The 24597-nt window shown below is 38.1% G+C and carries 22 protein-coding genes; 2 read left to right on the plus strand and 20 right to left on the minus strand.

The window, feature by feature from the left end; translation table 11 throughout:
- Positions 1-16 precede the first annotated feature (16 nt).
- The 8 genes from BMX18_RS03165 to BMX18_RS03200 form a co-directional block, all read right to left on the minus strand.
- Positions 17-925 carry a DMT family transporter gene (locus BMX18_RS03165; protein ID WP_074560841.1) on the minus strand — a complete coding sequence of 303 codons (909 nt, stop codon included), beginning with the start codon at positions 923-925 and terminating at the stop codon, positions 17-19.
- 218 nt (positions 926-1143) lie between these two features.
- Complete coding sequence (gene gatB / locus BMX18_RS03170; RefSeq protein ID WP_074965035.1) at positions 1144-2586, minus strand: Asp-tRNA(Asn)/Glu-tRNA(Gln) amidotransferase subunit GatB; 1443 nt, start codon at positions 2584-2586, stop codon at positions 1144-1146.
- A complete protein-coding gene (gene gatA / locus BMX18_RS03175; RefSeq protein WP_093815044.1) occupies positions 2586-4052 on the minus strand; it encodes an Asp-tRNA(Asn)/Glu-tRNA(Gln) amidotransferase subunit GatA in 1467 nt (488 codons plus the stop codon). The genes gatB and gatA overlap by 1 nt, the downstream gene beginning before the upstream one ends.
- Positions 4052-4354, minus strand: a complete 303-nt coding sequence (gene gatC / locus BMX18_RS03180) for an Asp-tRNA(Asn)/Glu-tRNA(Gln) amidotransferase subunit GatC (RefSeq protein ID WP_006532958.1) — start codon at positions 4352-4354, stop codon at positions 4052-4054. The genes gatA and gatC overlap by 1 nt, the downstream gene beginning before the upstream one ends.
- 177 nt (positions 4355-4531) lie before the next feature.
- Positions 4532-5080: a cysteine hydrolase family protein gene (locus BMX18_RS03185; RefSeq protein WP_093815046.1), complete on the minus strand. Its 549-nt coding sequence runs from the start codon at positions 5078-5080 to the stop codon at positions 4532-4534.
- Entirely contained in the window at positions 5080-5865 is a 786-nt protein-coding gene (gene codY / locus BMX18_RS03190) for a GTP-sensing pleiotropic transcriptional regulator CodY (protein ID WP_006532961.1), read from the minus strand. Before codY ends, BMX18_RS03185 begins: the two co-directional genes overlap by 1 nt.
- 206 nt (positions 5866-6071) lie before the next feature.
- Positions 6072-7286 (minus strand): pyridoxal phosphate-dependent aminotransferase, encoded by a 1215-nt coding sequence (locus BMX18_RS03195; protein ID WP_039696347.1) that lies wholly within the window; start codon positions 7284-7286, stop codon positions 6072-6074.
- A gap of 36 nt (positions 7287-7322) precedes the next feature.
- The gene (locus tag BMX18_RS03200; protein WP_093815048.1) at positions 7323-9089 is read right to left on the minus strand and encodes a glycerophosphoryl diester phosphodiesterase membrane domain-containing protein; all 1767 of its coding nucleotides are present in this window, start codon (positions 9087-9089) and stop codon (positions 7323-7325) included.
- 319 nt (positions 9090-9408) lie between these two features.
- On the opposite strand from BMX18_RS03200, the gene BMX18_RS03205 reads away from it, so the two are divergent.
- The gene (locus BMX18_RS03205) at positions 9409-9861 is read left to right on the plus strand and encodes a universal stress protein (RefSeq protein ID WP_074560846.1); all 453 of its coding nucleotides are present in this window, start codon (positions 9409-9411) and stop codon (positions 9859-9861) included.
- Positions 9862-9938: 77 nt separating this feature from the next.
- Here BMX18_RS03205 and BMX18_RS03210 read toward each other — a convergent pair whose 3' ends face one another.
- Positions 9939-11342, minus strand: a complete 1404-nt coding sequence (locus tag BMX18_RS03210) for a Cof-type HAD-IIB family hydrolase (RefSeq protein WP_074868443.1) — start codon at positions 11340-11342, stop codon at positions 9939-9941.
- A 70-nt stretch (positions 11343-11412) separates the two neighbouring features.
- Between BMX18_RS03210 and BMX18_RS03215 the strand changes: the two genes are divergently transcribed.
- Entirely contained in the window at positions 11413-12375 is a 963-nt protein-coding gene (locus tag BMX18_RS03215; RefSeq protein ID WP_006532010.1) for an asparaginase, read from the plus strand.
- 47 nt (positions 12376-12422) lie between these two features.
- On the opposite strand, the gene BMX18_RS03220 is transcribed toward BMX18_RS03215, so the two are convergent.
- The 11 genes from BMX18_RS03220 to scrK all read right to left on the minus strand — a co-directional run bounded on the left by BMX18_RS03220 (position 12423) and on the right by scrK (position 24530).
- The gene (locus BMX18_RS03220) at positions 12423-12632 is read right to left on the minus strand and encodes a helix-turn-helix domain-containing protein (protein ID WP_014335241.1); all 210 of its coding nucleotides are present in this window, start codon (positions 12630-12632) and stop codon (positions 12423-12425) included.
- A gap of 10 nt (positions 12633-12642) precedes the next feature.
- Positions 12643-13146, minus strand: coding sequence for a DUF2975 domain-containing protein (locus BMX18_RS03225; protein WP_074560849.1), 504 nt, complete (start codon positions 13144-13146; stop codon positions 12643-12645).
- Positions 13147-13173: 27 nt separating this feature from the next.
- Positions 13174-13641, minus strand: a complete 468-nt coding sequence (locus BMX18_RS03230) for a hypothetical protein (protein ID WP_093815050.1) — start codon at positions 13639-13641, stop codon at positions 13174-13176.
- A 56-nt stretch (positions 13642-13697) separates the two neighbouring features.
- Positions 13698-14165, minus strand: a complete 468-nt coding sequence (locus BMX18_RS03235) for a hypothetical protein (RefSeq protein WP_093815051.1) — start codon at positions 14163-14165, stop codon at positions 13698-13700.
- Between the two features lie 718 nt (positions 14166-14883).
- Positions 14884-16899 carry an ATP-dependent DNA helicase RecG gene (gene recG / locus BMX18_RS03240; RefSeq protein ID WP_093815053.1) on the minus strand — a complete coding sequence of 672 codons (2016 nt, stop codon included), beginning with the start codon at positions 16897-16899 and terminating at the stop codon, positions 14884-14886.
- A gap of 85 nt (positions 16900-16984) precedes the next feature.
- On the minus strand, positions 16985-18091 hold the full coding sequence (gene alr / locus BMX18_RS03245; protein ID WP_093815055.1) for an alanine racemase: 1107 nt from the start codon (positions 18089-18091) through the stop codon (positions 16985-16987).
- Between the two features lie 67 nt (positions 18092-18158).
- Positions 18159-18518, minus strand: coding sequence for a holo-ACP synthase (acpS, locus tag BMX18_RS03250; RefSeq protein ID WP_006532004.1), 360 nt, complete (start codon positions 18516-18518; stop codon positions 18159-18161).
- 121 nt (positions 18519-18639) lie between these two features.
- Positions 18640-19695 (minus strand): 3-deoxy-7-phosphoheptulonate synthase, encoded by a 1056-nt coding sequence (locus BMX18_RS03255; RefSeq protein ID WP_074482524.1) that lies wholly within the window; start codon positions 19693-19695, stop codon positions 18640-18642.
- Between the two features lie 3 nt (positions 19696-19698).
- Positions 19699-20730 carry a 3-deoxy-7-phosphoheptulonate synthase gene (locus BMX18_RS03260; RefSeq protein ID WP_074564363.1) on the minus strand — a complete coding sequence of 344 codons (1032 nt, stop codon included), beginning with the start codon at positions 20728-20730 and terminating at the stop codon, positions 19699-19701.
- A gap of 95 nt (positions 20731-20825) precedes the next feature.
- Entirely contained in the window at positions 20826-23348 is a 2523-nt protein-coding gene (secA, locus tag BMX18_RS03265; protein WP_039696336.1) for a preprotein translocase subunit SecA, read from the minus strand.
- 300 nt (positions 23349-23648) lie between these two features.
- Positions 23649-24530: a fructokinase ScrK gene (scrK, locus tag BMX18_RS03270; RefSeq protein ID WP_093815057.1), complete on the minus strand. Its 882-nt coding sequence runs from the start codon at positions 24528-24530 to the stop codon at positions 23649-23651.
- Between the last annotated feature and the right edge of the window lie 67 nt (positions 24531-24597).

Genomic DNA, 24597 nt, shown 5'->3' on the forward strand with positions numbered 1-24597 from the left:
CTCTTTAATGAAATTGTTAATGCAATTGTTTTTTGACGACTACTAAATCTCGTAAAGAAATTAATAGGACCGCACCGACGATGAAAATCATGCCTAGAAAATCCATTGGGTAAAAGATTTCGTGCATAATCGTCAATGAAAAGAATACTGAAGAGATCGGCTCAACAGCAGCAAGCAAACTTCCTTTGACTGCACCGACAATAGCTGTTCCTTTTAAAAATAAGCTATAAGCAAAAACTGTCCCGACAATGATGATGCCAAACAATCCTAGCAAATTTCCTGGATTTAGTACTAAAGTGTATTGCCATGGTTTTACCAAGATTGGGAAAAGAATTCCACCCATAATCATTCCAAGACCAATCACCGTGAAACTACCAAACTCACGAATTAATTTCGCTGGCAAAATAATATAAAACGAATAAGTTACCGCAGAAAATAATCCCCAAGCAAAACCTACTGGCGTGATTGCTAAGCCATCTAGACGTCCGTGCGTTGCGATAATATAGGTCCCAAAAATAGCTAAAATAATCGCTAGAACTTCACTTCCTCGTGGCAGTTGCTTTTTTCTAATCGAAACATACCCCAAAACAAGAATCGGTGCCATGTACTGTATAACCGTTGCTGTTCCAGCATTGGTACTTTCGATTGCTCTTAGATAAGCGTACTGATTTAGCACAAGCCCAATCAGAGAAAATAAGGCAATACCACCAAGCGCTTTTAATGACGTTACAGCCTTCAAAAACGTCTCACGCTGATTAAGTGCTGCAATAGTCGTCATAATCACACCGGCGGTAATTAAACGCACACAAGACAATAAATCGACATTCATTCCATGGGCCATCAAATATTGCCCAGAAACCCCAGAAATCCCCCAGAATATCCCTGCAACAAGAACCATAATAGTTCCCTTAAACATCTTATTCATCTTAACTCCATCTACCTTACCAAATAAAATTCAGCTCCAAGTATAACACATTTAGCAGCTAGAAAACACACCAATTCTCACACTTTTTGTAAAGTAATCTTTCTAAAAATTCTTTCAGTTTTGTGCATTATAAAAAGCCCAGCACTTGCTGAGCTTTAGATTATAATCTGGCTTATATTAGCTAAAAAATCACCCCGAAGGATGATTTCTTAGTTATCTTATTCTTCTTTTAATTTTGCCAACTCTTGTGCCAACAATTTAAGGGCAACTTGTGGGTTTGCTTTACCTTTTGTGGCTTTCATCAAGAATCCAGTGAAGGCTTTATCAGCATTACGTTTACCTGACTTGAAGTCAGCAACAGCAGCTTCATTGTCTTCAAAGACTTGGTGAATAATTGGAATAAGCACTGCAGGGTCAGAAATTTGAACCAAACCAGCTTTTTCAACGTATTCACGCGCAGAACCACCGTTTTTAGCCAAGTGAACAAAGACTTTCTTGGCAATTTTTGATGAAATGGTACCATCAGCAATGATAGCAAGCATTTCAACAAGGTTTTCTGGTGTTAACAAGATTTCAGAAAGTGTTTTGTTTTCGCTGTTAAGGAATTGAGCCACTTCACCTTGCAACCAGTTAGAAACGTGTTTAGCGTCACCACCAAGAGCTACTGCACTTTCAAAGAAATCAGAAGTTGCTTTTGTTGCAGTCAATTGAGCAGCATCGTAAGCTGTCAAGCCAAATTCATTAATGTATTTAGCACGACGTTCTTTTGGAAACTCTGGAAGAGTTTGACGCATTTCTTCAATCCATTCGTCAGACACTTCATAAAGTGGTAGGTCTGGTTCTGGGAAGTAACGGTAATCTGATGCACCTTCTTTGACACGCATCAAGATTGTTTCACCAGTTGATTCATCGTAACGACGAGTTTCTTGTTGGATTTGACCACCTGAACGAAGCACTTGCGCTTGACGTTTTTGCTCGTAGATAAGTCCTTTACGCACATTGTTAAATGAGTTCAAGTTTTTCAACTCAGCTTTTGTACCAAATTCTTCTTGACCATAAGGACGAAGAGAAATGTTGGCATCCACACGCATAGAACCTTCTTCCATCTTAACGTCAGAAATACCAGTGTATTGGATAACTTCTTTAAGAGCAGTTAGGTAAGCATAAGCTTCTTCTGGCGAACGCATATCAGCTTCAGATACGATTTCGATAAGTGGCACACCTTGACGGTTAAGGTCAACATATGAGTAACCATCAGTACCGTGAGTGTTTTTACCAGCATCTTCTTCCAAGTGAGCACGTTCGATACGAATTTTCTTAGTTGAACCATCTTCAAGTTCAATTTCAATCCAACCATTGTATCCAATTGGTTCATCAAATTGTGAAATTTGGTAAGCTTTTGGATTATCAGGATAGAAATAGTTTTTACGGTCAAAGTGCATGTTTTGGTGAATGTCCATGTTAAGGGCTAGTGCTGCTTTAATACCAGCGTCGATAACACCCTTGTTCATTACAGGAAGAACACCTGGGAATGACCAGTCGATAACGTTTGTATTGGTATTTTGGTCGTTACCAAAATGTGTTGATGTCGGTGAAAAAATCTTTGAATTAGTATTTAACTCAACGTGGACTTCAAGCCCGATGACTGTTTCAAAGTTCATTATTTGTCACCTCCAAAAATAACGGGTTGTTGTTTATGATAATCAGTTGTTGCTTCAAAAGCTGCTGCTGCTTGATAGATTGTTTCTTCGCTATATTTAGGACCAATCAATTGCATACCAACTGGAAGACCTTGAGCAAATCCTGCAGGAATTGAAATGCCTGGAAGACCAGCCAAGTTAACAGGAATTGTCAAAATATCGGCCAAGTACATAGAAACAGGATCGTGGTTAAGTGTATCCAAGCCAAATGCTACGCTTGGTGCTGTTGGACCTAAGATAAGGTCATAGTCAGCAAAGATTTTTTCGAAGTCGCGAATAATCAATGTACGAACTTGACCAGCTTTTTTGAAGTAAGCATCGTAATAACCTGATGACAAGCTAAATGTACCAAGCATGATACGACGTTTCACTTCATCACCAAATCCTTCACTACGAGTGTTCACGTAGATGTCTTCAAGGTTGTTGTAGTTTTCAGTGCGGTAACCATAACGAATACCATCGAAACGTTGCAAGTTTGAAGAAGCTTCTGATGATGCGATGATATAGTAAACTGCTACACCGTATTTACTGTGTGGAAGGCTAACTTCTTCAACAGTAGCACCAAGTTTTTCAAAGTGTTTTGCAGCATTAAGAATTGTTTCTTTAACTTCTGGGTCGATACCTTCACCAAGATATTCTTTTGGAAGGGCAATCTTCATGCCTTTAATATCTTGACCGATTTTACCAGTGAAATCAGGTACTTCACGATCAGATGATGTTGCATCTTTTGCATCATGACCAGCAATAACGTTCAACAATTGCGCATTTTCTTTAACAGTTTGAGCAAATGGACCAATTTGGTCAAGTGAGCTACCAAATGCAATCAAACCAAAACGAGACACACGCCCGTATGTTGGTTTCAAACCAACAACACCATTGAAGGCTGCTGGTTGGCGGATAGAACCACCAGTATCTGAACCAAGTGACAAACGAACTTGACCTGACGCTACTGCAGTTGCAGAACCACCAGATGATCCACCAGGAACTTTAGTTTGGTCCCAAGCATTTTTAGTTTTCTTGAAGTATGATGTTTCAGTTGAACCACCCATGGCAAATTCGTCCATGTTTGTTTTACCGATAACCACCATATCTTTGCCGTAAACTTTTTCAACAGCAGTCGCATCAAAAATTGGTTCGTAGTTATAAAGCATTTTAGATGCTGCAGTTGTTAAGATACCACGTGTTGAAATGTTATCTTTAACAGCCAAAGGAATACCAGACATCACATTATCAGCATCGATACCTTTTTCATCGATAGCTTTTGCTTGTGCAAGCGCAGCTTCTTCAGAAACAGTGATGAATGAATCAACAGCTGCTTCACGTTCTTTAATATCTTCAAGTGTTGCTTTTGTTAATTCAACTGCTGAGATTTCTTTATTGACAAGAAGATTGTGCAACTCATCAATTGATTTTGTATTAAATGACATTATGCATCTCCTCCGTCTTCTAAGATAGCAGGAACTTTAATATAGTAATTTTCAGATTGAGGCACGTTTTTAAAGAGCTCATCGCGATCGTCACCAGCTACTGCCACGTCTTCGCGCATAACAGTCTTACGATCTGCCATTGTCGTTGTTACAGGGACACCCTCTGTATCAACTTCGTTCAAGAGTTCTACCATATCGACAATCTTAGACAAAGTTGTCGCAAATTCTGTTGTTTCTTCTTCAGAAAATGACAATTTTGACAGATTTGCTACATGACGAACTTCTTCTTCAGAAATTTTCATCTCTATCTCTCCTTGATTAAATTAAATCGTAAACCAAATTTACAACATAGTCCCTAAAATTATACCATATTTTACTTTTCTTTAACACGTAAAAGAAAGGGAGAAAGCTCTTTCCAGAGAATTTTTCACACTTTTCTTCTAAAGCAAAAAAAGAAGTGGTCACCCACTTCTTTCAACTTAAATAATCTTTGCACCTAAAACATTTTTGAAATGATTTAAAGCAAACTGATGATTTTCTTGTGTTAAGCTCGCTACTGCCGCAGCAGGAATCTCAATATCATACCCAAGATTATAGGCATCAATAGCTGTGTGTAAAACACAAATATCCGTTAGAACACCTGTCAAAACTACTGTTGTGACACGACGTTCACGTAGTCGAATATCTAAATCAGTCCCTGAAAAAGCTGAATAATGACGCTTATCCATCCAAAAGACACGTTGATCTGACTGGATTTTTTCATACAAGTCGGCTAGTTTACCATACAAATCACGTCCACTTGTTCCCTTGATATTATGTGGTGGGAACAATTTTGCTTCTGGATGAAAATCATCACCTTCATCATGAGCATCAATGGCAAAGAAGATATAGTCTCCAGCTTCATACGCTTCTTTAGTTACTCGGACAATATCATCTTCAATAGCTTGCGCTGGTTTTCCAGCAGTCAATTTACCATCGTCAGCTACAAAATCGTAGGTATAATCAATTGAGATAAGAGCTTTTGTCATTAATTATATTCCTTTAATTTGTCGAAGATACCTTCATTGATAACTTTAAGGTATGTACCTTTCATACCCAATGAACGGCTTTCGATGATACCTGCTGATTCCAATTTACGAAGGGCATTAACGATAACTGAACGTGTGATACCGATACGGTCAGCGATAACTGATGCAGTCAAACGACCTTCAGTTCCGTCCAATTCACCCAAAATAGCAGATACGGCTTTCATTTCTGAGTATGAAAGTGTGTTGATAGCCATGTTAACGGCTGTTTGTTTACGGATTGTTTCTTCAAGATTTTCAGTTTGAAGGTTAAGCAATTGGATACCAACTACTGTAGAGGCGATTTCAACAAGGATCAAATCGTCTTCTGAGAATTCTTCATCGTTACGCCAGATGATAAGAGAACCAAGGCGCATACCACCACCATAGATTGGGGCGATTGTTGTCAATCCATCAGGATAGATATCTTTTGATTCAACTGGGAAAATTGTCAAATCATTATCTACAGACAAGTTAGCTTCAGTATCGTAAACACGACTAGCTGCTTTTACATAACTTTCTGGGAATTGTTTTGCTTGAAAGAATTCCTCAACACGGTCAGTATTAGTTTTGTATTTCATTGCATAACCAAGAAGGGTTCCTCCCCCATTGATGATGCAAGAGTTACAATCAATAATGTCAGCAAGTTGAGCGGCCATTGTGTTATATGGCAATTCAGTATCTAGGCTGTCAACAGAGCGTTGCAAAATTGATGTAATCTTACGTGTTTTTTCTAATAAATTCGGCATTTTCTACTTCCTTTGCGTTATTTGCGTTACAATTATATCAAAGGAACCCTTATTTTGCAAACAATTATCAGAAAATTTCTGTATCTTCTGACATTTTTGTAAGCGGATACTTTTTAACCTGAATTTAATTAAAAAAATTCATTAGAACGTTCGCTTTTAAAGCCTTATCAAGCTAAAAAAGCGATATCATTCTAATGAATTAATCCTTAACGTTTGTACTGACTAAGAACGCGTGTTAGCTTCTCTTGAACCTCAGCTAATTCTTCAACACGTGGCAAATAGACAATTCGGAAGTGGTCAGGTTCATTCCAGTTGAAACCTTTACCTGGAACCAACATGACTTTTTCTTGTTTTAGCAGTTCTAAACAGAACTGTTCATCGTCATCAATTTGATACATGTCACGGTCGATTTTAGGGAAAATGTAAAGTCCTGCTTCTGGTTTCACTGCAGACAAACCAGGGACTTCATTTACTGCTTTATAAATGAAGTTACGTTGTTCATAGATACGACCACCAGGAATCAAAAGTTCATCGACTGATTGATAACCACCTAGAGAAGTCTGAACAACATTTTGTCCTAAGACATTTGCGCAAAGACGCATATTGGCTAACATGTTAAGTCCTTCAATGTATCCTTTAACGTTTTGTTTTGGACCTGATAGGACCATCCAACCAACACGAAAACCACAAATTCGGTGTGATTTTGATAAACCATTCATTGACACACAGAAAACATCTGGTGCTAAGCTAGCAATGGCAGTATGTTTTTTGCCATCCATAACCAAACGGTCATAGATTTCATCAGCAAAAATAATCAAGTCATTTTGACGAGCAATTTCCACGATTTCTTTCAAAAGGTCATCGGGATACAAAGCACCTGTTGGGTTATTTGGATTAATGATAACAATGGCTTTGGTATTTGATGTGATTTTGGATTTGATGTCATCAATATCAGGATACCAATTAGCTTGTTCATCACAAAGGTAATGCACGGCATTTCCCCCAGCAAGACTGACACAAGCTGTCCATAATGGGTAATCAGGCATTGGAACCAAGACTTCATCACCATCATCAAGAAGGGCTTGAAGTGACATTGAGATAAGCTCAGAGACACCATTTCCTAGATAAATATCATCGATATCCACATGTGGAAATCCTTTTAACTGACAGTATTGCATGATAGCTTTACGAGCAGAAAAAATCCCTTTACTATCAGAATATCCTTCACTATTACGAGCGTGAGCAATCAAGTCACGGATAACCTCATCTGGCGCTTGAAAACCAAAGGCAGCTGGGTTTCCGGTATTAAGGCGAAGAATTTTCTCACCGTTAGCAATCATACGATTGGCTTCATCAAGAATTGGCCCACGAATATCGTATGCAACATGTTCTAGCTTTGAAGATTTATCAAATATTTTCATAGATTTTACCTCGTTTCAAACATTATAAACTTTCCTTTATAATTTTTCAATCCAAGAAAGGTTCGTTAATCGTAAAAAATAATCAAGATAACTGTCATCAGCTGCCAGCTCTTTTTCAATTTTCCGAACGCTAGCTGTATAGTCTGTAATAACGCCGTCTGTACTCGTTTCTAAGTACCTTTCAATATCGTCTCTAGAATTGATTGTCCAGACGTAGATTTTCTTACCATTTTGGTGAGCTTTACGCGCTAGAAGTTCATTGTAAGAGAAGTCTTCAATTGCATAAAAATCCACTTTTTGACTTGTAAAATCACCCAGTTGAAAGGAAATGGTGTGACCAGACTGAATAGCAGAATCAAGCCTTTTGACCTTCTCAATGGTTTTCAAGTCAGACGACATAACTAGATAAGAAGAGGCTACATGCAACTCCTTCATTTTATCCACAAAGAGTTGCTCATAATTGTCAGGTTCATTTCCAGTTGGTTTTAACTCCACCAACAACTTAATACCTAGTTGTTTCGCCTTAGCCACATAGTCTTCAAAAGAAACCAAGTGTGACTCATGACCATTTTGTTTTATCTTCAAACCAAGGATATCTTCAGCTTGAGATTGAGAAATCGTAATATTTTTCCCTGTCAGACGTTTAAGATTATCATCATGACTGACAATAAAATGGCCATCTTTTGATAAGATAATATCTAATTCTGAATAAGTCGCCCCTGCCTTGGCAGCTGCTTCTAAAGACTCTAAAGAATTTTCAACACCTTGAGAAACCATGCCTCTGTGTCCGATAACGGATAAGTTTTTTGAAGGTCCTCCAGAAGCTTTCAAAGCGTTGTATGTAAAATTAATACCACCAATAACTAGTAAAAGTCCAGTCAAAGCTAACATGCGATGTTGCTTTTTATTTTCTTTTATCGGCAGCTTTTGAGGAGCTTCGTCGTCAAAACCTTTTAATAAATAGGAAAGGAAAGCTAACTTGAAGACCAAACGTCCTGCAAAAAGAACACCCCAAACAAATGATAAAAATAGCGTCTCAACCCAAAAAGTCTTCTCACTGCCATCAACCAAAGCTGCTAAGCCAATTCCCACAGCACTTAAAAGGCTGATAATAGCCACGATAATTAAAATAACAGAAGCAAAGCCCAACACTCGAAAGATTTTCGTTCCCCTAGTCAACCACCAAGATTCTTTCAATGCAACCGCAAAGCGATTGTCTTTCTTAGTCACCGCCAAAGGAAGGGCGTAGATAAAACGAAGATTGAGATAAGCAAAGATAGCATATAATCCAAAATAAATTATTTTTCCATTTGTGGACTTCACCAGCTCTCCAGAAATAAAATTAGGAATATAAAGATTTTCTAACAAAGCTGATGACACCAAAAATTCTACAAAAGGAATTGTTAATATCAAATAGAAGAGAAAAGCTAAAAAATGCCAACCTGAAATAGATTTAAAAAAATGATAGCTTCTTTCCTTAAAATAAGAAAGTCCCACTCCTAATTTAGCTTCCTTACACTCAATGATTTCTACTAATAAAGAGAATTCTAGATAAACCAAGAATGCGAGCAACAAAAAATACACAAAAAGGACAGCTAGAGTTAGAGGATTCGTTAAAAAGCTTACGATATTATCCGTTGTCATTCCTGGAATATTTGAACTAATCAAGATAACTCTTAAAATAAGGGACAATCCATAAGCGCCAATTGTCGTCATTAAAAACTGGAGAATACTTGTTCTTAAGACATAAATATACTTGTGTTGATTCAAATCTTTTAAAACCGATTTTATATCTTTAATCATACTTTTCCTCACTTTTACCATTATAGCAAAAATATTCAGAAAAATTCCTTAAACGCTTTCATTTTTCAACCAAATAGAGTATAATAATTTTAGGGATATTTCTTATGATAATTGTAAGCGGTTAACGTTTGATTATCTTATCCCGACTAGCTTATTAAAATTATTGATATGGGCAGGAAGTTTGGAATGCGCAAGGCTGTTAACTTACTAACAGCTGACGGATAACTAACCTTAGTTCTCGATAAAAACCAAGATTTCTTACCAGTCTACGTTTTCGCTCACTTTTACGCTCTTGCTAGCATAATTAAGGAGGCAGCTTATGTCACATCATTATGAAAAAATCCTAATTGCTATTGATGGTTCTTACGAATCAGAATTGGCTTTTGAAAAAGGGGTAAACATTGCACTTCGCAATAACGCAGAGTTACTACTTACACACGTCATTGATACACGCGCTTTGCAAAGCGTAGCTACTTTCGATACTTACGTCTATGAAAAACTCGAACAAGAAGCTAAAGAAGTATTGGATGACTACGAAAAACAAGCTCGCGATAAAGGATTGACTAAAATCAAACAAGTTATTGAATTTGGTAATCCAAAAACACTCCTAGCTCGTGATATTCCTGATAAAGAAAAAGCTGATTTGATTATGGTTGGGGCTACTGGTCTTAACACATTTGAACGACTTCTTATCGGTTCTTCATCAGAATACATTATGCGCCATGCAAAAGTCGATTTGCTAGTTGTTCGTGATAGCGAAAAGACATTCTAAGTCTTGAGTAATATCAATTCTCTTTAATAATAATTTTTAATCAACTATTCTATAATTACGAAAAAAGCCAAGTTAGTCTAATGACTAGCTTGGTTTCTTTTTTTACGATTTAATGATTTTTGAATTTGTCGGTCCAGCTCACGTTTAATTGCTGGTTCTGGTGCAAATTTTTCTTCCCAATCATCTGGTTTTAAAATCTTGTGAGTAGTCGGGTCAAAGTGTGCCTGACCATCAGGGAAGATTTTTCCCATATTTGATTCATGAACAATATCAAAGAAAGGTTTTGGGTCAACTCCCATTAAAACAAAGGAACCATAAGTCAGGTATAATAAATCTGTCAGAGCATCCACCTGACCGACAAGCGGTGTTTCTGGGTGTTCTTTACTTTTAATCTTAGTCACAGCTTTATCAACAGCTTCATGCAAGTTAGCTACTGACTGCTCGAAAGCTTCTGGATTTCCCTTACTTGTCGCATATAAGAACTCGACAATCTCTTCAACTTTGAAATCAGAGCGATGGTCAGCTTCCTCAACCCCATATAGTCTAGGAGTCTCACAAGTTTCACCGTCCATTTGATGGTGGAAATCTTTGACTTTATTGAAGTTATCATCTTGACTATCAAAGCGTTCACCAACTTCAACATGAATCAAACCGTAGTGAGCTAAGGCTTTTGAAATACCATCATTGTTGTTAGTATCTGTTGTATAAGTTGCTACGGACTTGACAGACTCGATAGCATTTCCCATGGCAACGCCAGTGCCGACACCAGATAACATTTCAATATCATTATCAGAATCACCAAAGGCCATGACCTCATCTAGGCTAAAGCCAAACATCTCACCGACTCGCTCAATTCCTTTGACTTTGGATTGTCCTTTTGAAATCAAGTCAGCTGAATAAGGGCTACTACGTGTGACTTTAATATAAGGAAAAGCATTTTGAATATTGGCTGTTTCACCTTCAGTTGCCACAAATACCACCTGATAAATTGGCTGACGCATAATCGCTAGCAAGCCATTTAAATTTTGAGGTTTAAAACGTCGGATAAAATGTTTAAAACTACGTTCTACTCCTTTTGCCCAACGTTTGGGAACAAGTGTGCTGACAACTTGACCAAAACGACTTGTCCCCATATTGATAATGCGAGAACCAACCAAACCTGAAGCTGTTCCCAGAGAGATTTCACGGCGATGATCGTTGGCATAACGAATCAGACGATAAATTGTCGACACAGCCATTTGATTATGATAAAGCACCTGATCTCGTGTAAAAATGTACTGACCATTATAAGAAATCGCAAAATCCAAACCAAGATTTTCTAGATATGGTTGCACAAAACCTGGACCACGTCCTGTTGCCACTCCCACAAAAATTCCTTGTTTTTTCAAGCTATTAATAGCTTTCAAGGTCGATTGTTGCACATTCTTACGATCATTCAAAAGTGTCCCATCAATATCAAAAAATACTGCTTTTATTGCCAAACCGTTTCTCGCCCTCCCTCTTTATGTTAAAATAGATTATATCACATTTTTAAAAGGAAGTTTTATTGTCATGAAAAAAATCCTTGTCTTGCACACGGGTGGAACCATTTCAATGCAGGCTGACGAAGCTGGCCATGTCCGCCCAGAAAATGATAATCCGATGAATCATGTCGGTGTTAATCTCGATAATATCCAAGTGACAGCACTTGATTTTTTTAATGTTCCAAGTCCTCACATCACACCAAAACACATGTTAAAACTCTATCAAAAAATTAAAGAGGAAGCTGACAACTTTGATGGTGTGGTTATCACTCACGGAACAGATACTCTTGAAGAAACAGCTTATTTCCTTGATACCATGGAAGTTCCTAACATCCCAATCGTGCTCACTGGTGCCATGCGCTCATCAAATGAACTAGGGAGTGACGGTGTTTACAATTACCTCAGCGCCCTTCGTGTTGCGAGTCACGAAAAAGCAGTTGGTAAAGGCGTTTTAGTGGTCATGAACGATGAAATTCACGCCGCAAAATACGTGACAAAAACTCATACTACTAACGTTTCAACCTTTAAAACACCAATCCATGGACCCTTAGGCATCATCATGAAACACGATATCCTCTTCTTCCGAACAGCTGAGCCACGTGTTCGTTTTGACTTACAAGATATTTCAGGTACTGTTCCAATTATCAGAGCCTATGCTGGTATGGGTGGCGATGGTATCATTAGCTTCCTTAATCCAAGCAACGTTCAAGGTGTGGTCATCGAAGCACTTGGTGCTGGAAACATGCCACCACGCGCTGCTGAAGAAATCTACGACCTCATCAAGCAAGGCGTCCCTGTTGTCCTTGTCTCACGTTGCTTTAACGGTATTGCTGAACCTGTTTATGCTTACGAAGGAGGCGGCGTTCAACTCGCTAACGCTGGGGTTATGTTCGTCAAAGAACTCAATGCCCAAAAAGCTCGCTTAAAACTTCTCATCGCTTTAAATGCAGGCTTAAAAGGACAAGAATTAAAAGAATACATCGAAGGTTAATCACCTGATTAACGCTAAAAAGCTGAAGCATTTGCTTCAGCTTTTTATTATTCTTCATCAGGAATGTATTCTAAAATATCACCAGGTTGACAGCCTAACTCACGACAAATCGCATCTAGTGTCGTTAAACGAACTGCTTTTGCCTTCCCTGTTTTAAGAATTGACAGATTGGCATTTGTAATACCGATACGTTCAGCTAATTCACCTGATTTCATTTTTCGTTTTGCTAATTCAACATCAAGATTAATTTGAATCATATGACTACCTCTAAATTGTAAATTCATTTTCTTCAGCAATGACATTAGCTTCTCTTAAAATCATTGAAAATACCCAAACAACAAATGCCGCTACTAGATAAGCCCAGTTAACAAAAGACAAAACTCCTGAACCAGAACACAAACTTTGGAACCAACTATCTAAAAATGCAAGGGCAATAAAATTATACTCAACATAACGTGCCAATTTTACATTTTCTGGAGTAAAAATATTATTGTCGATAATATTTTTGAAAAACATTTTCACAAAAACAAGGAGCGCAATCCAAAGGCATGAATTTACAGCAAACAAACTAAGAAATGATGGTGAATGCAAAAGCTTTTCTGGAATATTAACATCAAATGAAAAACCATCTCCAGCTTGATTCATCAAGTTCAAATGTGGTTGTGTCAACGAAAGAGAAATAGCAACTACTGTAGATAAAACGATTAAGACGATTGCAATATTAATCACAACATTGGCAACTTTCAACGCTTTATAGTTTGTTTTCTTCATGATTGTCTCCTTAAAATTATTTTCCCGTTAAGCTAAGCGACGAGCGCGAAGCCATTTACTAATCACAACAGCAAGGGCAAAAAAACCACAAACTGAAAAGTCAACTGTCATATTACTTGTATTAGAAGCATTTGTCAAGATGTTTTGGAAAACTGATACCACAAATGTGTAAAGAGTTGCTTTTTTCAAAAAGCTATAAGTTCGGTCTGAAAGAATATCAGCAACTGTCAAATCAGAAAGGAAAGTTTTCAATTTAGTAAGTCCGTAAATAATGGCACCATTTACCAGACAAGTCAAAAATGTAATGCCCAAAGTATGTTGGCTCTTGCTAATTGCCCACTCAATCATACCGTATTGACCTAGAGCCATTTTATCGTAACCGTAAAAATGTGAAGCAAAATCAGCAAGAATGATTAAAACAAGACTTACAATAGTGATATTGATAGCAATTTTAGCAATAGTTTTAGCAGCAGTTTCGATAGTTTTTGTGTTCATGATAAATCTCCTCTTAAAGTTAATTGATAATTGGTAAAATGACAATGATTCTTGGGTTAGGCCACGTGACGTCCACGTAGGTATTTAACAAGTAGAAAAGCAAGGCAGAAATAAGCACAAATTGAAAAATCAAAAACAAGTTGAGCTTGGTGCATTGATGTTGATAAAAAGTTTTGAAGAAATGAGACAAAGAATGTGTAGATGCTTGCTTGTTTTAAGAAGCGATATGTTTTGTCAGCTAGTACTTCTTTTACAGTGAAGTTTGCAATGAAATGTTTGAGTTTTGTCAATCCGTAAATCATGGCACTGTTTGTCAAGATTGTCAGTGCTGTTACTAGCCAAGTGTTTGTATCTTTTCCGACTGCCCATTCAATCACACCGTATTGCCCAACGGCTTTAGTATCGTAGCCGTAAACATGTGAGACCAAATCCGCAAGGATTGTTAAGACTAAAACAACATTTGTAAGATTGATAGCAACTTTAGCGACTGTTTTGACGATGTTTTCAATAGTTTTTGTGTTCATGATAAATCTCCTAAAAAATGTTTTCCTATTGGATTTGTGGTTGAGCTCAATTGTTAAATCCGTTTTGCGATATTAAATTATTCTTTTTCGAAAACCTTTTATCGTTTTTCGATATATTTAGTATACCACAAGTTTTTCGTTTTGCAACACTTTTTTATCGAAAATCGATATTTTTTTATTTTTTTGCGTAATTTTTTAAGAATTTTATCCAAAATCAAGGGCTTTTCCCAACAAATGACACTAAAAAAAGGCCCAGTCGCATTCGACTGAGCCAATTATCACTATGGTCTTATGTCTTTTAAGGATTTTACTGCCATAGCATTTATCAAAAAAGAGTCCTCTTTTATCAGCCTACTTACCGTAAGCTGGTTTCTCATCGACTTTTTTAGCAAATGTCATCTTATAAGTTACGTTTATTATCATAAGCTTACCTCATCTTTCATTTGGTAAAGCCATTATAAAAAGGAAAGCTTAAGCTTTCCTTAGATTCAAGAAAAAGTCTTTTTTGATACTTTCCTTAAGTGGTGTGGTCGGCAGCGAATTCCTGCAGAATTCCATGCCTAAGTTTTGAGTCCAAGGTCTCAAAACTTCCCGGTGGCTTATTCTAAATATTACAGCCACTTTCACCACGGCGGAAAGTCTCCTTTTGTTAGGAGCGAAGCTTGTAAACCATTTGATGTAAAGCTAAAAACAGATTTGTCTGCATCTCAATGAATCCTTAATCAAAGTTACCTTTGTCTTTGAGGTTTTGAGTGATGATTTGCCATTGTGGTTCTTGCCGCCAATTTGGATTTGAAACGATCTGGCTAGCAACTCGCCTAGCTTCTTCTAAAATATTATAATCTTCCACAATATCTGCCACTTGAAATTCTGGAATTCCCGATTGTCGTGTTCCGAAAATTTCACCAGACCCACGCATTTTAAGGTCAGCTTCAGCCAGCACAAAACCATCTGTGGTTTCTGTCATGATTTTCATGCGTTTTTTTCCTGTCTCGGTCTTTGGATTAGCAACCAAAATCGCATAAGATTGCTTATCACCACGCCCAACACGTCCGCGCAGCTGATGCAGCTGACTAAGTCCAAAACGATCAGCATCCATGATAATCATGATGGTTGCATTTGGCACATTGACCCCAACTTCAATCACTGTCGTTGAAACCAGAACTTGACTCTTTTGAGCTTTAAAGTCTTGCATGATAGCTTCTTTTTCTTCATTTTTCATACGACCATGCATCAAAGCCACCTTGGCACATCCTGCAAAATAATCAGACAAATCTTCATGCAAAGCAATGGCATTTTTCAAATCCAGAGACTCAGATTCCTCGATCAAAGGTGAAATGACGTAAGCTTGCGCACCTTTTTGCAATTCTTTTTTGACCCAGTCAAGGACAACCTCCAACTGCTCATGCTTGACCCAGCGTGTGATAATTGTTTTTCGCCCTGCAGGCAATTCATCAATAATGGAAACATCCATTTCACCAAAAGCGGTAATGGCAAGCGTACGTGGAATAGGCGTCGCTGTCATCATGAGCACATCAGGATTTTCGCCTTTTTCGCGGAAAATACGACGTTGATTAACCCCAAAACGGTGCTGCTCATCTGTAATAACAAGTCCAAGACGATGGTAGCTCACCGCATCTTGAATCAGCGCATGCGTTCCCACAATCATGTCCACAGAACCATCCGCAATCGCAGCAAGAGCGGCTTTTTTATTAGCTGCCTTCATACCTGATGTCAAAATAGCAATGGATAAATCAGGAAACAGCTGCGTTAAACTCTCAAAATGTTGTTCAGCCAAGATTTCTGTTGGCACCATCAAGGCTGACTGATAACCTGCCGTATAAGCCGCATACATAGCAAGACTTGCAACCACTGTTTTACCAGAACCAACGTCCCCTTGCAAAAGACGGTTCATATGTCCACCAGAGCGCATATCAGACAAAATATCACTAAGGCTGTGCTTTTGCCCACCCGTCAAATCAAAAGGGAGACTCGCTATTTTATCAGTCACTTTTTGCTCATCGTAAGCAATCATAAGACCATTGGCTTCTGATTTATTATCTGCCTTCAAAGCTTGCAGATTCATTTGAAAATAAAAAAGTTCTTCAAACTTTATACGACGAAGGGCTTGTTTGTATTCTGCTAAATCCTTTGGAAAATGCATGGCTTCTGTTGCTTTTGCACGACCTAATAAACGGTATTTGTCCAAGAAAACTTGGGGTAGATTCTCAGGCAACCAATTTTGTGCACCTAGAGCAAAAGCGGCTTTTATAGCTTTAATCAAAGCATTTTGCGAAATGCCCTGCGCCACACGGTAAACAGGCTGCATATCATCTTCAACCTGCGCTAAAATCTTCATACCAGTCACTGCAGATTTTAGAGCATCCCATTTTCCGAAAATCGCTACATCACTGCCAAGCTCAACTTTATCTGCCAAATAAGGCTGATTGAAAAAAGATACCGCAATAACGGCTTCGCCTTGTTTGATTTTAAAAGACAGGCGATTACGCTTATAGCCATAATACTGGACATTTGCTGGCGTTACCACTGTTCCGACAATAACAGCTTTTTCCCCGTCAACTAAATCTAAAACACTCTTGCTCTTAAAATCTTCATAACGAAAAGGATAATAAAGCAGCAAATCCTCAATCGTATAAATGTCTAATTTATGGAATTTTTCTGCCGACTTAGGACCTAAGCCTTTTAATTCCTCAATTGATGATTGTAAATTCATAAGACCTCACTTTGCTACTATTATAACAAAAAATAGATTCTAAATCGCCGTAAGAAAATCACGACAATCTAGAATCCTTTTTATCTTATTTTGAATAGAAACGTGGAATACGGTCACTTAGAAGACAAAGCACTTCATAATTGATAGTACCACGTTTTTGAGCCAAATCAGTAGCTGAAATAACCTTGTCACCTTCTTGACCAATCAAAGTTACTTTAGTTCCGATTGGGAATTTTTCTGGTAAGCGAATAGTGATTTGGTCCATTGACACGCGCCCAACGATTTCACAAAATTGTCCATTCACAAGAACTGAGAAACCTTGCAAATCACGAGTCCATCCATCGGCATAACCAATTGGAACAGTCGCAATATATTCTTCTTTTTGAGCTTTATAAGTTGCACCGTAACCAACAGTCGCACCAGCTGGAATTGTCTTCACGTGAACAAGAGCTGATTCCAAGCCAAGAGCTGGTTTAATCGGATATGGAAGAGCAATATCTGTTCCACTTGGATTCAATCCGTACATCACGATACCAAGACGAACGATATTGAAGATTGTTTCGCTGTGCCAGATACTTGTCGCTGAGTTACTAGCATGAACAAGGGCAGGTTTTTCACTCAAGTTATTAACAATATTTGTAAAGAATGCCAATTGCTCATTAAATTTAGTATCATCCGCTTCATCAGCTGTAGCAAAGTGAGTGAAGATACCTTCCACATTAGCGCCAGCTTTTTTCAAGTTAGCCATTAAGCTTTCAGCTTCTTCAAGACTACGCACACCAATACGTCCCATACCAGAATCAACTTTCAAATGAACGTTAACCCCTTTAAGACTGATGTCTTGCTCAATTGCCAAATCAAGCCATTCTTGACTAGCCACTGTTAAGGTAATGTCATAATCACGCGCTAGAGCAACTTCATTAGGCATAATAACACCTAAGATTAAGATTGTTTCTTCAATACCTGCTTCACGAAGTTCAAGAGCTTCATCGACATTTGACACACAAAAACCGTCAACTAAGTGATGCACTGCTTGCGCAACCTTTTTAGCACCATGTCCATAAGCATTAGCTTTAACAACCGCAAAGGCTTTTTTCCCTTCTGGAATATTAGCTTTAACCGCCTCAATATTATCACAAATAGCCCCTAAATCAATTAAGGCTCTTGTTGGTCGGTGTAAACTTGAAATCATTTTTTCTCCTCCAAAGCTAGTAAAAAATTTCTCGATTAATCCTACTTTTCATTTTTCAAAAAACTTGTTACTCATCATCTTCTAAGATAACACTGGCTTGCACAAGATTCCCCGTATGAGAAAGTGAGATAAAGCATCTACCCGTAAACGGTGACTGGGTAATCTCAGGAGCACCAAGCTGATTGTTCAAAATTTCAATATCTTGAAAACCAAGTGTCCCAATTCCAGTTCCCATTGCCTTAGCGAAAGCTTCTTTTGCAGCCCAACGCCCTGCCAAAAATTCCATTTGCCTTTTCTCAGCCTTAAAACCTGAAAAAACTTGGAATTCTTTTTCCGTCAGCACGCGCTTTGCAAATCTATTATTCTTCTCATACGCTCGCTTGATTGCATCTATTTCTTGCAAGTCAATGCCATGACCAATAATCATACGTCTCCTTTGTGAAAAACGATTTTAAACCAAATCAAAACTCTTATCAGCTTAATCGCTTAATGATTTCCAAAACTAAGGAGCTGAGAAAAATCCCCAGCCCCATAGGTTATTCAATTAATTAGAATAGCAATTCCTCATAAGAATCATGACTTAAGGTTGCATGGATTTCACGAATCAATTTTTCAGTTTTATCCCATCCTAGACATGGGTCTGTGATCGATTTTCCAAATACCTCTGGTGTATCTTGGCGACCATCTTCCAAGTAAGATTCAATCATGAATCCACGTACATACTTGTTAATTTTATCACTCCAGTCGCGATTAATCAATGTTTGACGTACAATACGGATTTGTTCAAGATATTGTTTACCAGAATTGTCATGGTTCGTATCGATAACGATAAATGGATTTTCAAGTCCCATTTTTTCGTAATGAGCAATTGCTTTCAACAAGTCATCATAATAGTAATTTGGTACATTTTCGCCATGCTCAGTTAGTGCACCACGAAGAATAGCATGCGCCAATGGATTACCATCAGTTTCAACTTCTGCATTATGGTAGATGAAGTTTTGTTTGTTTTGTGCGGCATAAATACCGTTAAACATCACATTCAAATTACCAGATGTTGGATTTTTCATCCCTGCAGGGGCATCAATTCCAGAGGCAACAAAACGATGCTCTTGGTCTTCAACCGAACGAGCTCCAATAGCATGATATGACACCAAATCATCTACCAAGGTAAGGTTATCAGGATACAACATCTCATCTGCAGTTGTCAAACCAGTTTCTGTGATGACACGATAATGCAAATGACGAACAGCAGCAACACCATTAATCAAATCTGGAAGTTTTGACGTATCAGGCTGATGCATCAACCCTTTATAACCATCACCATTTGTACGCGGTTTTGCTGTATAAACACGCATAACAATGAAAATCTTATCTTTCACTTCTTCTTGAATTTTCGCTAAACGATGAGCGTATTCAAGTACAGCATCTTCATTATCAGACGAGCATGGACCGATGACCAAGAGAATACGGTCATCTTCACCTTTGATGATTTTTGCCAATTCAGCATCACGCGCTTTTTTCTTAGCAAGAAAATCACCTTCTAGTTTTGATAGTTCTTTGACTTGTGCAATATCAATCGTTGCACTCTTTTGATGTATTCCCATAAATTATTTACCTAGTGTATCGTAAATTTCGTGAACAAGTTTTTCAGTATTATCCCAACCAAGACATGGGTCTGTGATTGATTTACCAAAGACTTCAGGTTTGTCTTGACGTCCGTCTTCCAAGTATGATTCAATCATGAAACCACGAACGTATTTATTGATTTTTTCATTCCAATCACGGTTAATCAATGTTTGACGGACAATACGAACTTGTTCTAAATATTGTTTTCCTGAGTTGTCATGGTTAGTATCGATAACGATAAACGGATTTTCAAGTCCCATTTTTTCGTATTGTTCGATAGTATCGATGACATTATCGTAGTAATAGTTTGGCACATTTTTACCGTATTCGTTAAGTGCACCACGAAGGATAGCATGTGCAAATGGATTACCAGATGTTTCTACTTCTTCACCGTTAAACAAGAATGATTGTTTATTTTGAGCGGCATAGATACCGTTAAACATCACATTCAAGTTACCTGAAGTAGGATTTTTCATCCCTGTTGGGACACTAATGCCTGAAGCAACAAAGCGGTGTTGTTGGTCTTCAACCGAACGCGCACCAACAGCAATATAAGATACCAAATCATCTACCAATGGAAGATTTTCTGGATAAAGCATTTCATCTGCTGTTGTTAAGCCAGTCTCTGAAATCACACGATAATGAAGGTGACGAACGGCTTTAATACCGTTAATCAAGCTTGGTGCTTCTGATGTATCAGGTTGGTGCATCAAACCTTTATAACCATCACCATTCGTACGTGGTTTTGCTGTGTAGACACGCATTACCATAAAGACACGATCTTTGACTTCTTCTTGAAGTTTAGCCAAACGACGAGCGTATTCAAGCACAGCATCTTCATTATCAGATGAGCAAGGGCCGATGACCAAAAGAACTCGGTCATCTTCACCTTTAATGATAGCTTCTAGTTCGCGATCACGAGCTTCTTTTTTAGCTAGAACGTCACCAGTTAATTTTGATTCTTCTTTAAGAGCATCGAAATTAATCTTTTTACTTGTTGCTTTAAATGACATATATTTTCCCTCTCCTGAAATTAGTTAAGATTTCATATATTATACCATTTTCAAGAGGTTTTTCAATAAATTGTCAGAATTTTCTGTTGTCTTTTTTAAAAATGTTTGCGACCGTGGCAATTTTTGAATTTTTTACCTGATCCACATGGGCACAAATCGTTACGCTTAACGTTAGAGTAATCGATATCAGATTGTGCTTGAACATGTTGAGCAGAGATATTCTTTTCAGCCATAGTTGTTGCACGTTCTGTTGAGCGTTCACGTTCTTGTTGGTGAATTTGTGCTTTCATCATTGTACGTGTCACGTCAAATTCAATAGCACCAATCATAGCTTGGAACATACGGAAACCTTCTGATTGGTATTCAACAACAGGGTTATTTTGAGCGTATCCACGCAAACCAACAGATTGACGCAATTGATCAAGGGCATCAATGTGGTCTGTCCACTTGTTATCCACAACCATCAAAATCAAAACTTTTTGGAATTCTTTAACAGCTTCTTCATCATGAAGTTTAGCGATTTGAGCATCGTAAACTGCCAAAGCACGTTTGTAAAGTTCTTCTTTGATTTCTTCAAAATCTAGATTTTCAAGGTCAGCTAGTTTAATAGAATCTTCCGCAACCAAGTTTGATTTAGCAAAATTCAAGATAGCCTTGATACCTTCTTCGCGGTCTGCACGGCTGTGTGCATCAACAGCACGATTAATTGTACGTTTAATCATTGCTTTGATTTCAGGTGCCAAATCACGGTCTGCTGTGATAACATCGTGACGTTCAGCATAAATGATTTCACGCTGTTCACGCATCACATCATCGTATTGAAGGACTTGTTTACGCATATCGTAGTTGTTACCTTCAACACGTTTTTGAGCTGATTCCACTTGACGTGTGAGCATCTTAGATTTGATAACAGCTTCTTCTTCATCAAGGTTCATGCGATCAAGGAATGCTTTGATACGATCTGAACCGAAACGACGCATCAAATCATCTTCAAGTGATAGGTAAAATTGTGATTCACCTGGGTCACCTTGACGACCTGCACGTCCACGAAGCTGGTTATCGATACGACGGCTTTCGTGACGTTCTGTACCGATGACGCAAAGACCACCAAGTTCACGAACCCCTTCGCCAAGTTTGATATCTGTACCACGACCAGCCATGTTGGTTGCGATTGTAACCGCACCGCGTTGACCAGCGTTCATGATGATTTGAGCTTCTTTAAAGTGGTTTTTAGCATTCAAGACTTCGTGTGGAATACCAGCTTCAACCAATTTTTTAGAAATAAGGTCTGATGTTTCAACGGCAACCGTACCAACCAAGACAGGTTGACCTTTAGCATGACGACGTTTAACATCTTCAACTACTGCTCTGAATTTAGAAGCAAGTGTTGGGTATAACAAATCTGGATGGTCAATACGTGCTACTGGTCGGTTTGTTGGAATTGGAATAATGCGCATGTTGTAAACTTCACGGAATTCCTCTTCTTCAGTTTTCGCTGTACCAGTCATACCTGCCAATTTTTTGTACATACGGAACATATTTTGGTAAGTAATTGAGGCACTTGTCTTAGATTCTTCCTGAATGCGCACGCCTTCTTTAGCTTCAATGGCTTGGTGCAAGCCATCAGAGAAGCGACGGCCTTCCATTGTACGTCCTGTAAATTGATCGACAATCAAGATTTCGCCATTTTCACTAACCACATAGTCAATGTCCAAAAGCATAATGTAGTTTGCACGAAGGGCATTGTCAATGTAGTGTGTTAAGGCAACATTTTCCAAATCGTAAAGATTTTCTAAGCGGAAATATTCTTCAGCTTTGTCGATACCACTGTCAGTTAGGCCGATTGTTTTTGTTGGCACATCGATGACGTAATCAACACTTTCAAGAGTCTTAACGAATTTATCAGCACGAACGTAAAGTTGGCTTGTTTCAGAAGTTACTTGACCTGAAACAATCAAAGGTGTTCTTGCTTCATCAATCAAAACTGAGTCAACTTCATCGACCAAAGCAAAGTTTAGTGGACGTTGAACCATATCTTCTTGACGAACAACCATGTTATCACGAAGGTAGTCAAAACCGATTTCTGAGTTTGTAGAATAAGTGATATCACAGTTGTAGGCTTCACGTTTTTCATATGGTGATTTTGCAGACAAGTTGATTCCTACAGAAAGTCCCAACCAACTGTAGACTTCACCCATTTCAGTTGCGTCACGTGTTGCAAGGTATTCGTTGACTGTGATAACGTGAACCCCTTCACCAGCAAGGGCGTTAAGGTAAACTGGCATAGTCGCAGTCAATGTTTTACCTTCACCAGTACGCATTTCAGGCACGTCACCATTGTGCATTACAATACCACCCATGATTTGGACACGGTATGGGTAAAGACCAAGAACACGTTTAGCCGCTTCACGAACAACCGCAAAAGCTTCTGGCAATAATTGATCTAAGGTTTCACCATTTTGATATCGTTGTTGAAATTCTGGTGTTTTTGCTTTTAATTCTTCATCAGACAAAGCAGCCATCGCATCAGCGTATGACTCAACTTTCTTTGCAATTTTTTCTAATTTTCTTAATTCGCCTTTATCGTTTTCGATAACAGTTCGTAGAATATTTGCCATCCCAATTCCTTTCGATAAACTTATCATCACATTTTATCATAAAAAGCGCTCTATTACAAGAATGCGCTACCATTGCAGCTCTCTTCTACAAGCGATAAAAATGCCTTGATATTTTAGTTTTATATTAATATCATTCTTAGTATTTTCTGAGTATTTCACCTGCTACGATTATACTCTTTTTTCACCTTAACAACAAGAAAGCACTGTAATTCACAAGGAATTGTCAGCGTAAAAAAAGATTGAAGAATCATCCCAAATGGACTTTTCCTCAATCTCGCTAACATTTTGTTAATCAAGCGATTAACGTTCTGAAACTTTCTTAGCCAAAGCAAAGTTACCAAGAGTCGCAGAACCATTTTCAGCCACACCTGGTGTCACGATATATTCTGTAACATCTGGAACTGGAACATAATCGTTCATCAAAGCTTTAAATTTATCACGAACACGTTTTAGCATGTGTTCTTGTGCCATAACACCACCACCAAAGACAATCACTTCTGGACGATAAAGAAGTGTTGCTTGAACAGCAGCTTGTGCAATGTAGTAAGCTTGAACATCCCAAACATCAGAGTTAAGTTCAATCAATTCACCACGGATACCTGTACGTGCTTCAAGTGATGGACCTGCTGCCATACCTTCCAAGCAACCTTTGTGGAATGGGCAAACACCGTTAAAGTTTTTAGCAACATCTTGTGGGTGTGGAGCAACGTATACGTGACCTGCTTCTGTGTGACCAAGACCACCGATAAATTGACCGTTTTGAATAGCTCCAGCACCAATACCAGTACCGATTGTGTAATAAACAAGACTCTTAACGCCTTTACGAACGATTGTTTCACCGTAAGCAGAGCTGTTTACGTCAGTTGTAAAGTAAAATGGCACTTTAAAGTGTTTTGAAATCAAGCCAACCAAGTCAACGTTAGCCCAATGTGGTTTTGGAGTTGTTGTGATGTAACCGTATGTTTTTGAGTTTTCATCAACATCGATTGGTCCAAATGAACCAATAGCAATCCCTGCCAAATCTTCTTCAAAACGTTTGAAGAAAGCTACTGTTTTATCAATTGTTTCATAAGGTGTTGTTGTTGGAAATTGAACTTTTTCGATAACTTGAAAATTCTCATCACCAACAGCACAAACAAATTTTGTTCCACCTGCTTCGACACTACCGTATAATTTAGTCATGTTATCTCCCTTTTAATTGCTAGTTTTCTATCAAATATTATACAAAAAATCAAAAGATATATCAAGT

Source organism: Streptococcus sp. 45 (genome assembly GCF_900108865.1).
Taxonomy (GTDB): domain Bacteria; phylum Bacillota; class Bacilli; order Lactobacillales; family Streptococcaceae; genus Streptococcus; species Streptococcus ruminicola.

What these genes read in the sequence shown, in the direction of transcription:
- BMX18_RS03235 (WP_093815051.1), bottom strand. Translation starts at nt 14,165, where the DNA reads ATGAACACAAAAACTATTGAAAACATCGTCAAAACAGTCGCTAAAGTT.
- alr (WP_093815055.1), bottom strand. Translation starts at nt 18,091, where the DNA reads ATGATTTCAAGTTTACACCGACCAACAAGAGCCTTAATTGATTTAGGG.
- BMX18_RS03255 (WP_074482524.1), bottom strand. Translation starts at nt 19,695, where the DNA reads ATGGGAATACATCAAAAGAGTGCAACGATTGATATTGCACAAGTCAAA.
- recG (WP_093815053.1), bottom strand. Translation starts at nt 16,899, where the DNA reads ATGAATTTACAATCATCAATTGAGGAATTAAAAGGCTTAGGTCCTAAG.
- BMX18_RS03200 (WP_093815048.1), bottom strand. Translation starts at nt 9,089, where the DNA reads ATGATTAAAGATATAAAATCGGTTTTAAAAGATTTGAATCAACACAAG.
- BMX18_RS03260 (WP_074564363.1), bottom strand. Translation starts at nt 20,730, where the DNA reads ATGTCATTTAAAGCAACAAGTAAAAAGATTAATTTCGATGCTCTTAAA.
- BMX18_RS03215 (WP_006532010.1), top strand. Translation starts at nt 11,413, where the DNA reads ATGAAAAAAATCCTTGTCTTGCACACGGGTGGAACCATTTCAATGCAG.
- BMX18_RS03220 (WP_014335241.1), bottom strand. Translation starts at nt 12,632, where the DNA reads ATGATTCAAATTAATCTTGATGTTGAATTAGCAAAACGAAAAATGAAA.
- acpS (WP_006532004.1), bottom strand. Translation starts at nt 18,518, where the DNA reads ATGATTATTGGTCATGGCATTGACTTGCAAGAAATAGATGCAATCAAG.
- gatB (WP_074965035.1), bottom strand. Translation starts at nt 2,586, where the DNA reads ATGAACTTTGAAACAGTCATCGGGCTTGAAGTCCACGTTGAGTTAAAT.
- BMX18_RS03205 (WP_074560846.1), top strand. Translation starts at nt 9,409, where the DNA reads ATGTCACATCATTATGAAAAAATCCTAATTGCTATTGATGGTTCTTAC.
- BMX18_RS03165 (WP_074560841.1), bottom strand. Translation starts at nt 925, where the DNA reads ATGAATAAGATGTTTAAGGGAACTATTATGGTTCTTGTTGCAGGGATA.
- BMX18_RS03225 (WP_074560849.1), bottom strand. Translation starts at nt 13,146, where the DNA reads ATGAAGAAAACAAACTATAAAGCGTTGAAAGTTGCCAATGTTGTGATT.
- codY (WP_006532961.1), bottom strand. Translation starts at nt 5,865, where the DNA reads ATGCCGAATTTATTAGAAAAAACACGTAAGATTACATCAATTTTGCAA.
- BMX18_RS03230 (WP_093815050.1), bottom strand. Translation starts at nt 13,641, where the DNA reads ATGAACACAAAAACTATCGAAACTGCTGCTAAAACTATTGCTAAAATT.
- secA (WP_039696336.1), bottom strand. Translation starts at nt 23,348, where the DNA reads ATGGCAAATATTCTACGAACTGTTATCGAAAACGATAAAGGCGAATTA.
- gatA (WP_093815044.1), bottom strand. Translation starts at nt 4,052, where the DNA reads ATGTCATTTAATACAAAATCAATTGATGAGTTGCACAATCTTCTTGTC.
- BMX18_RS03185 (WP_093815046.1), bottom strand. Translation starts at nt 5,080, where the DNA reads ATGACAAAAGCTCTTATCTCAATTGATTATACCTACGATTTTGTAGCT.
- scrK (WP_093815057.1), bottom strand. Translation starts at nt 24,530, where the DNA reads ATGACTAAATTATACGGTAGTGTCGAAGCAGGTGGAACAAAATTTGTT.
- BMX18_RS03195 (WP_039696347.1), bottom strand. Translation starts at nt 7,286, where the DNA reads ATGAAAATATTTGATAAATCTTCAAAGCTAGAACATGTTGCATACGAT.
- gatC (WP_006532958.1), bottom strand. Translation starts at nt 4,354, where the DNA reads ATGAAAATTTCTGAAGAAGAAGTTCGTCATGTAGCAAATCTGTCAAAA.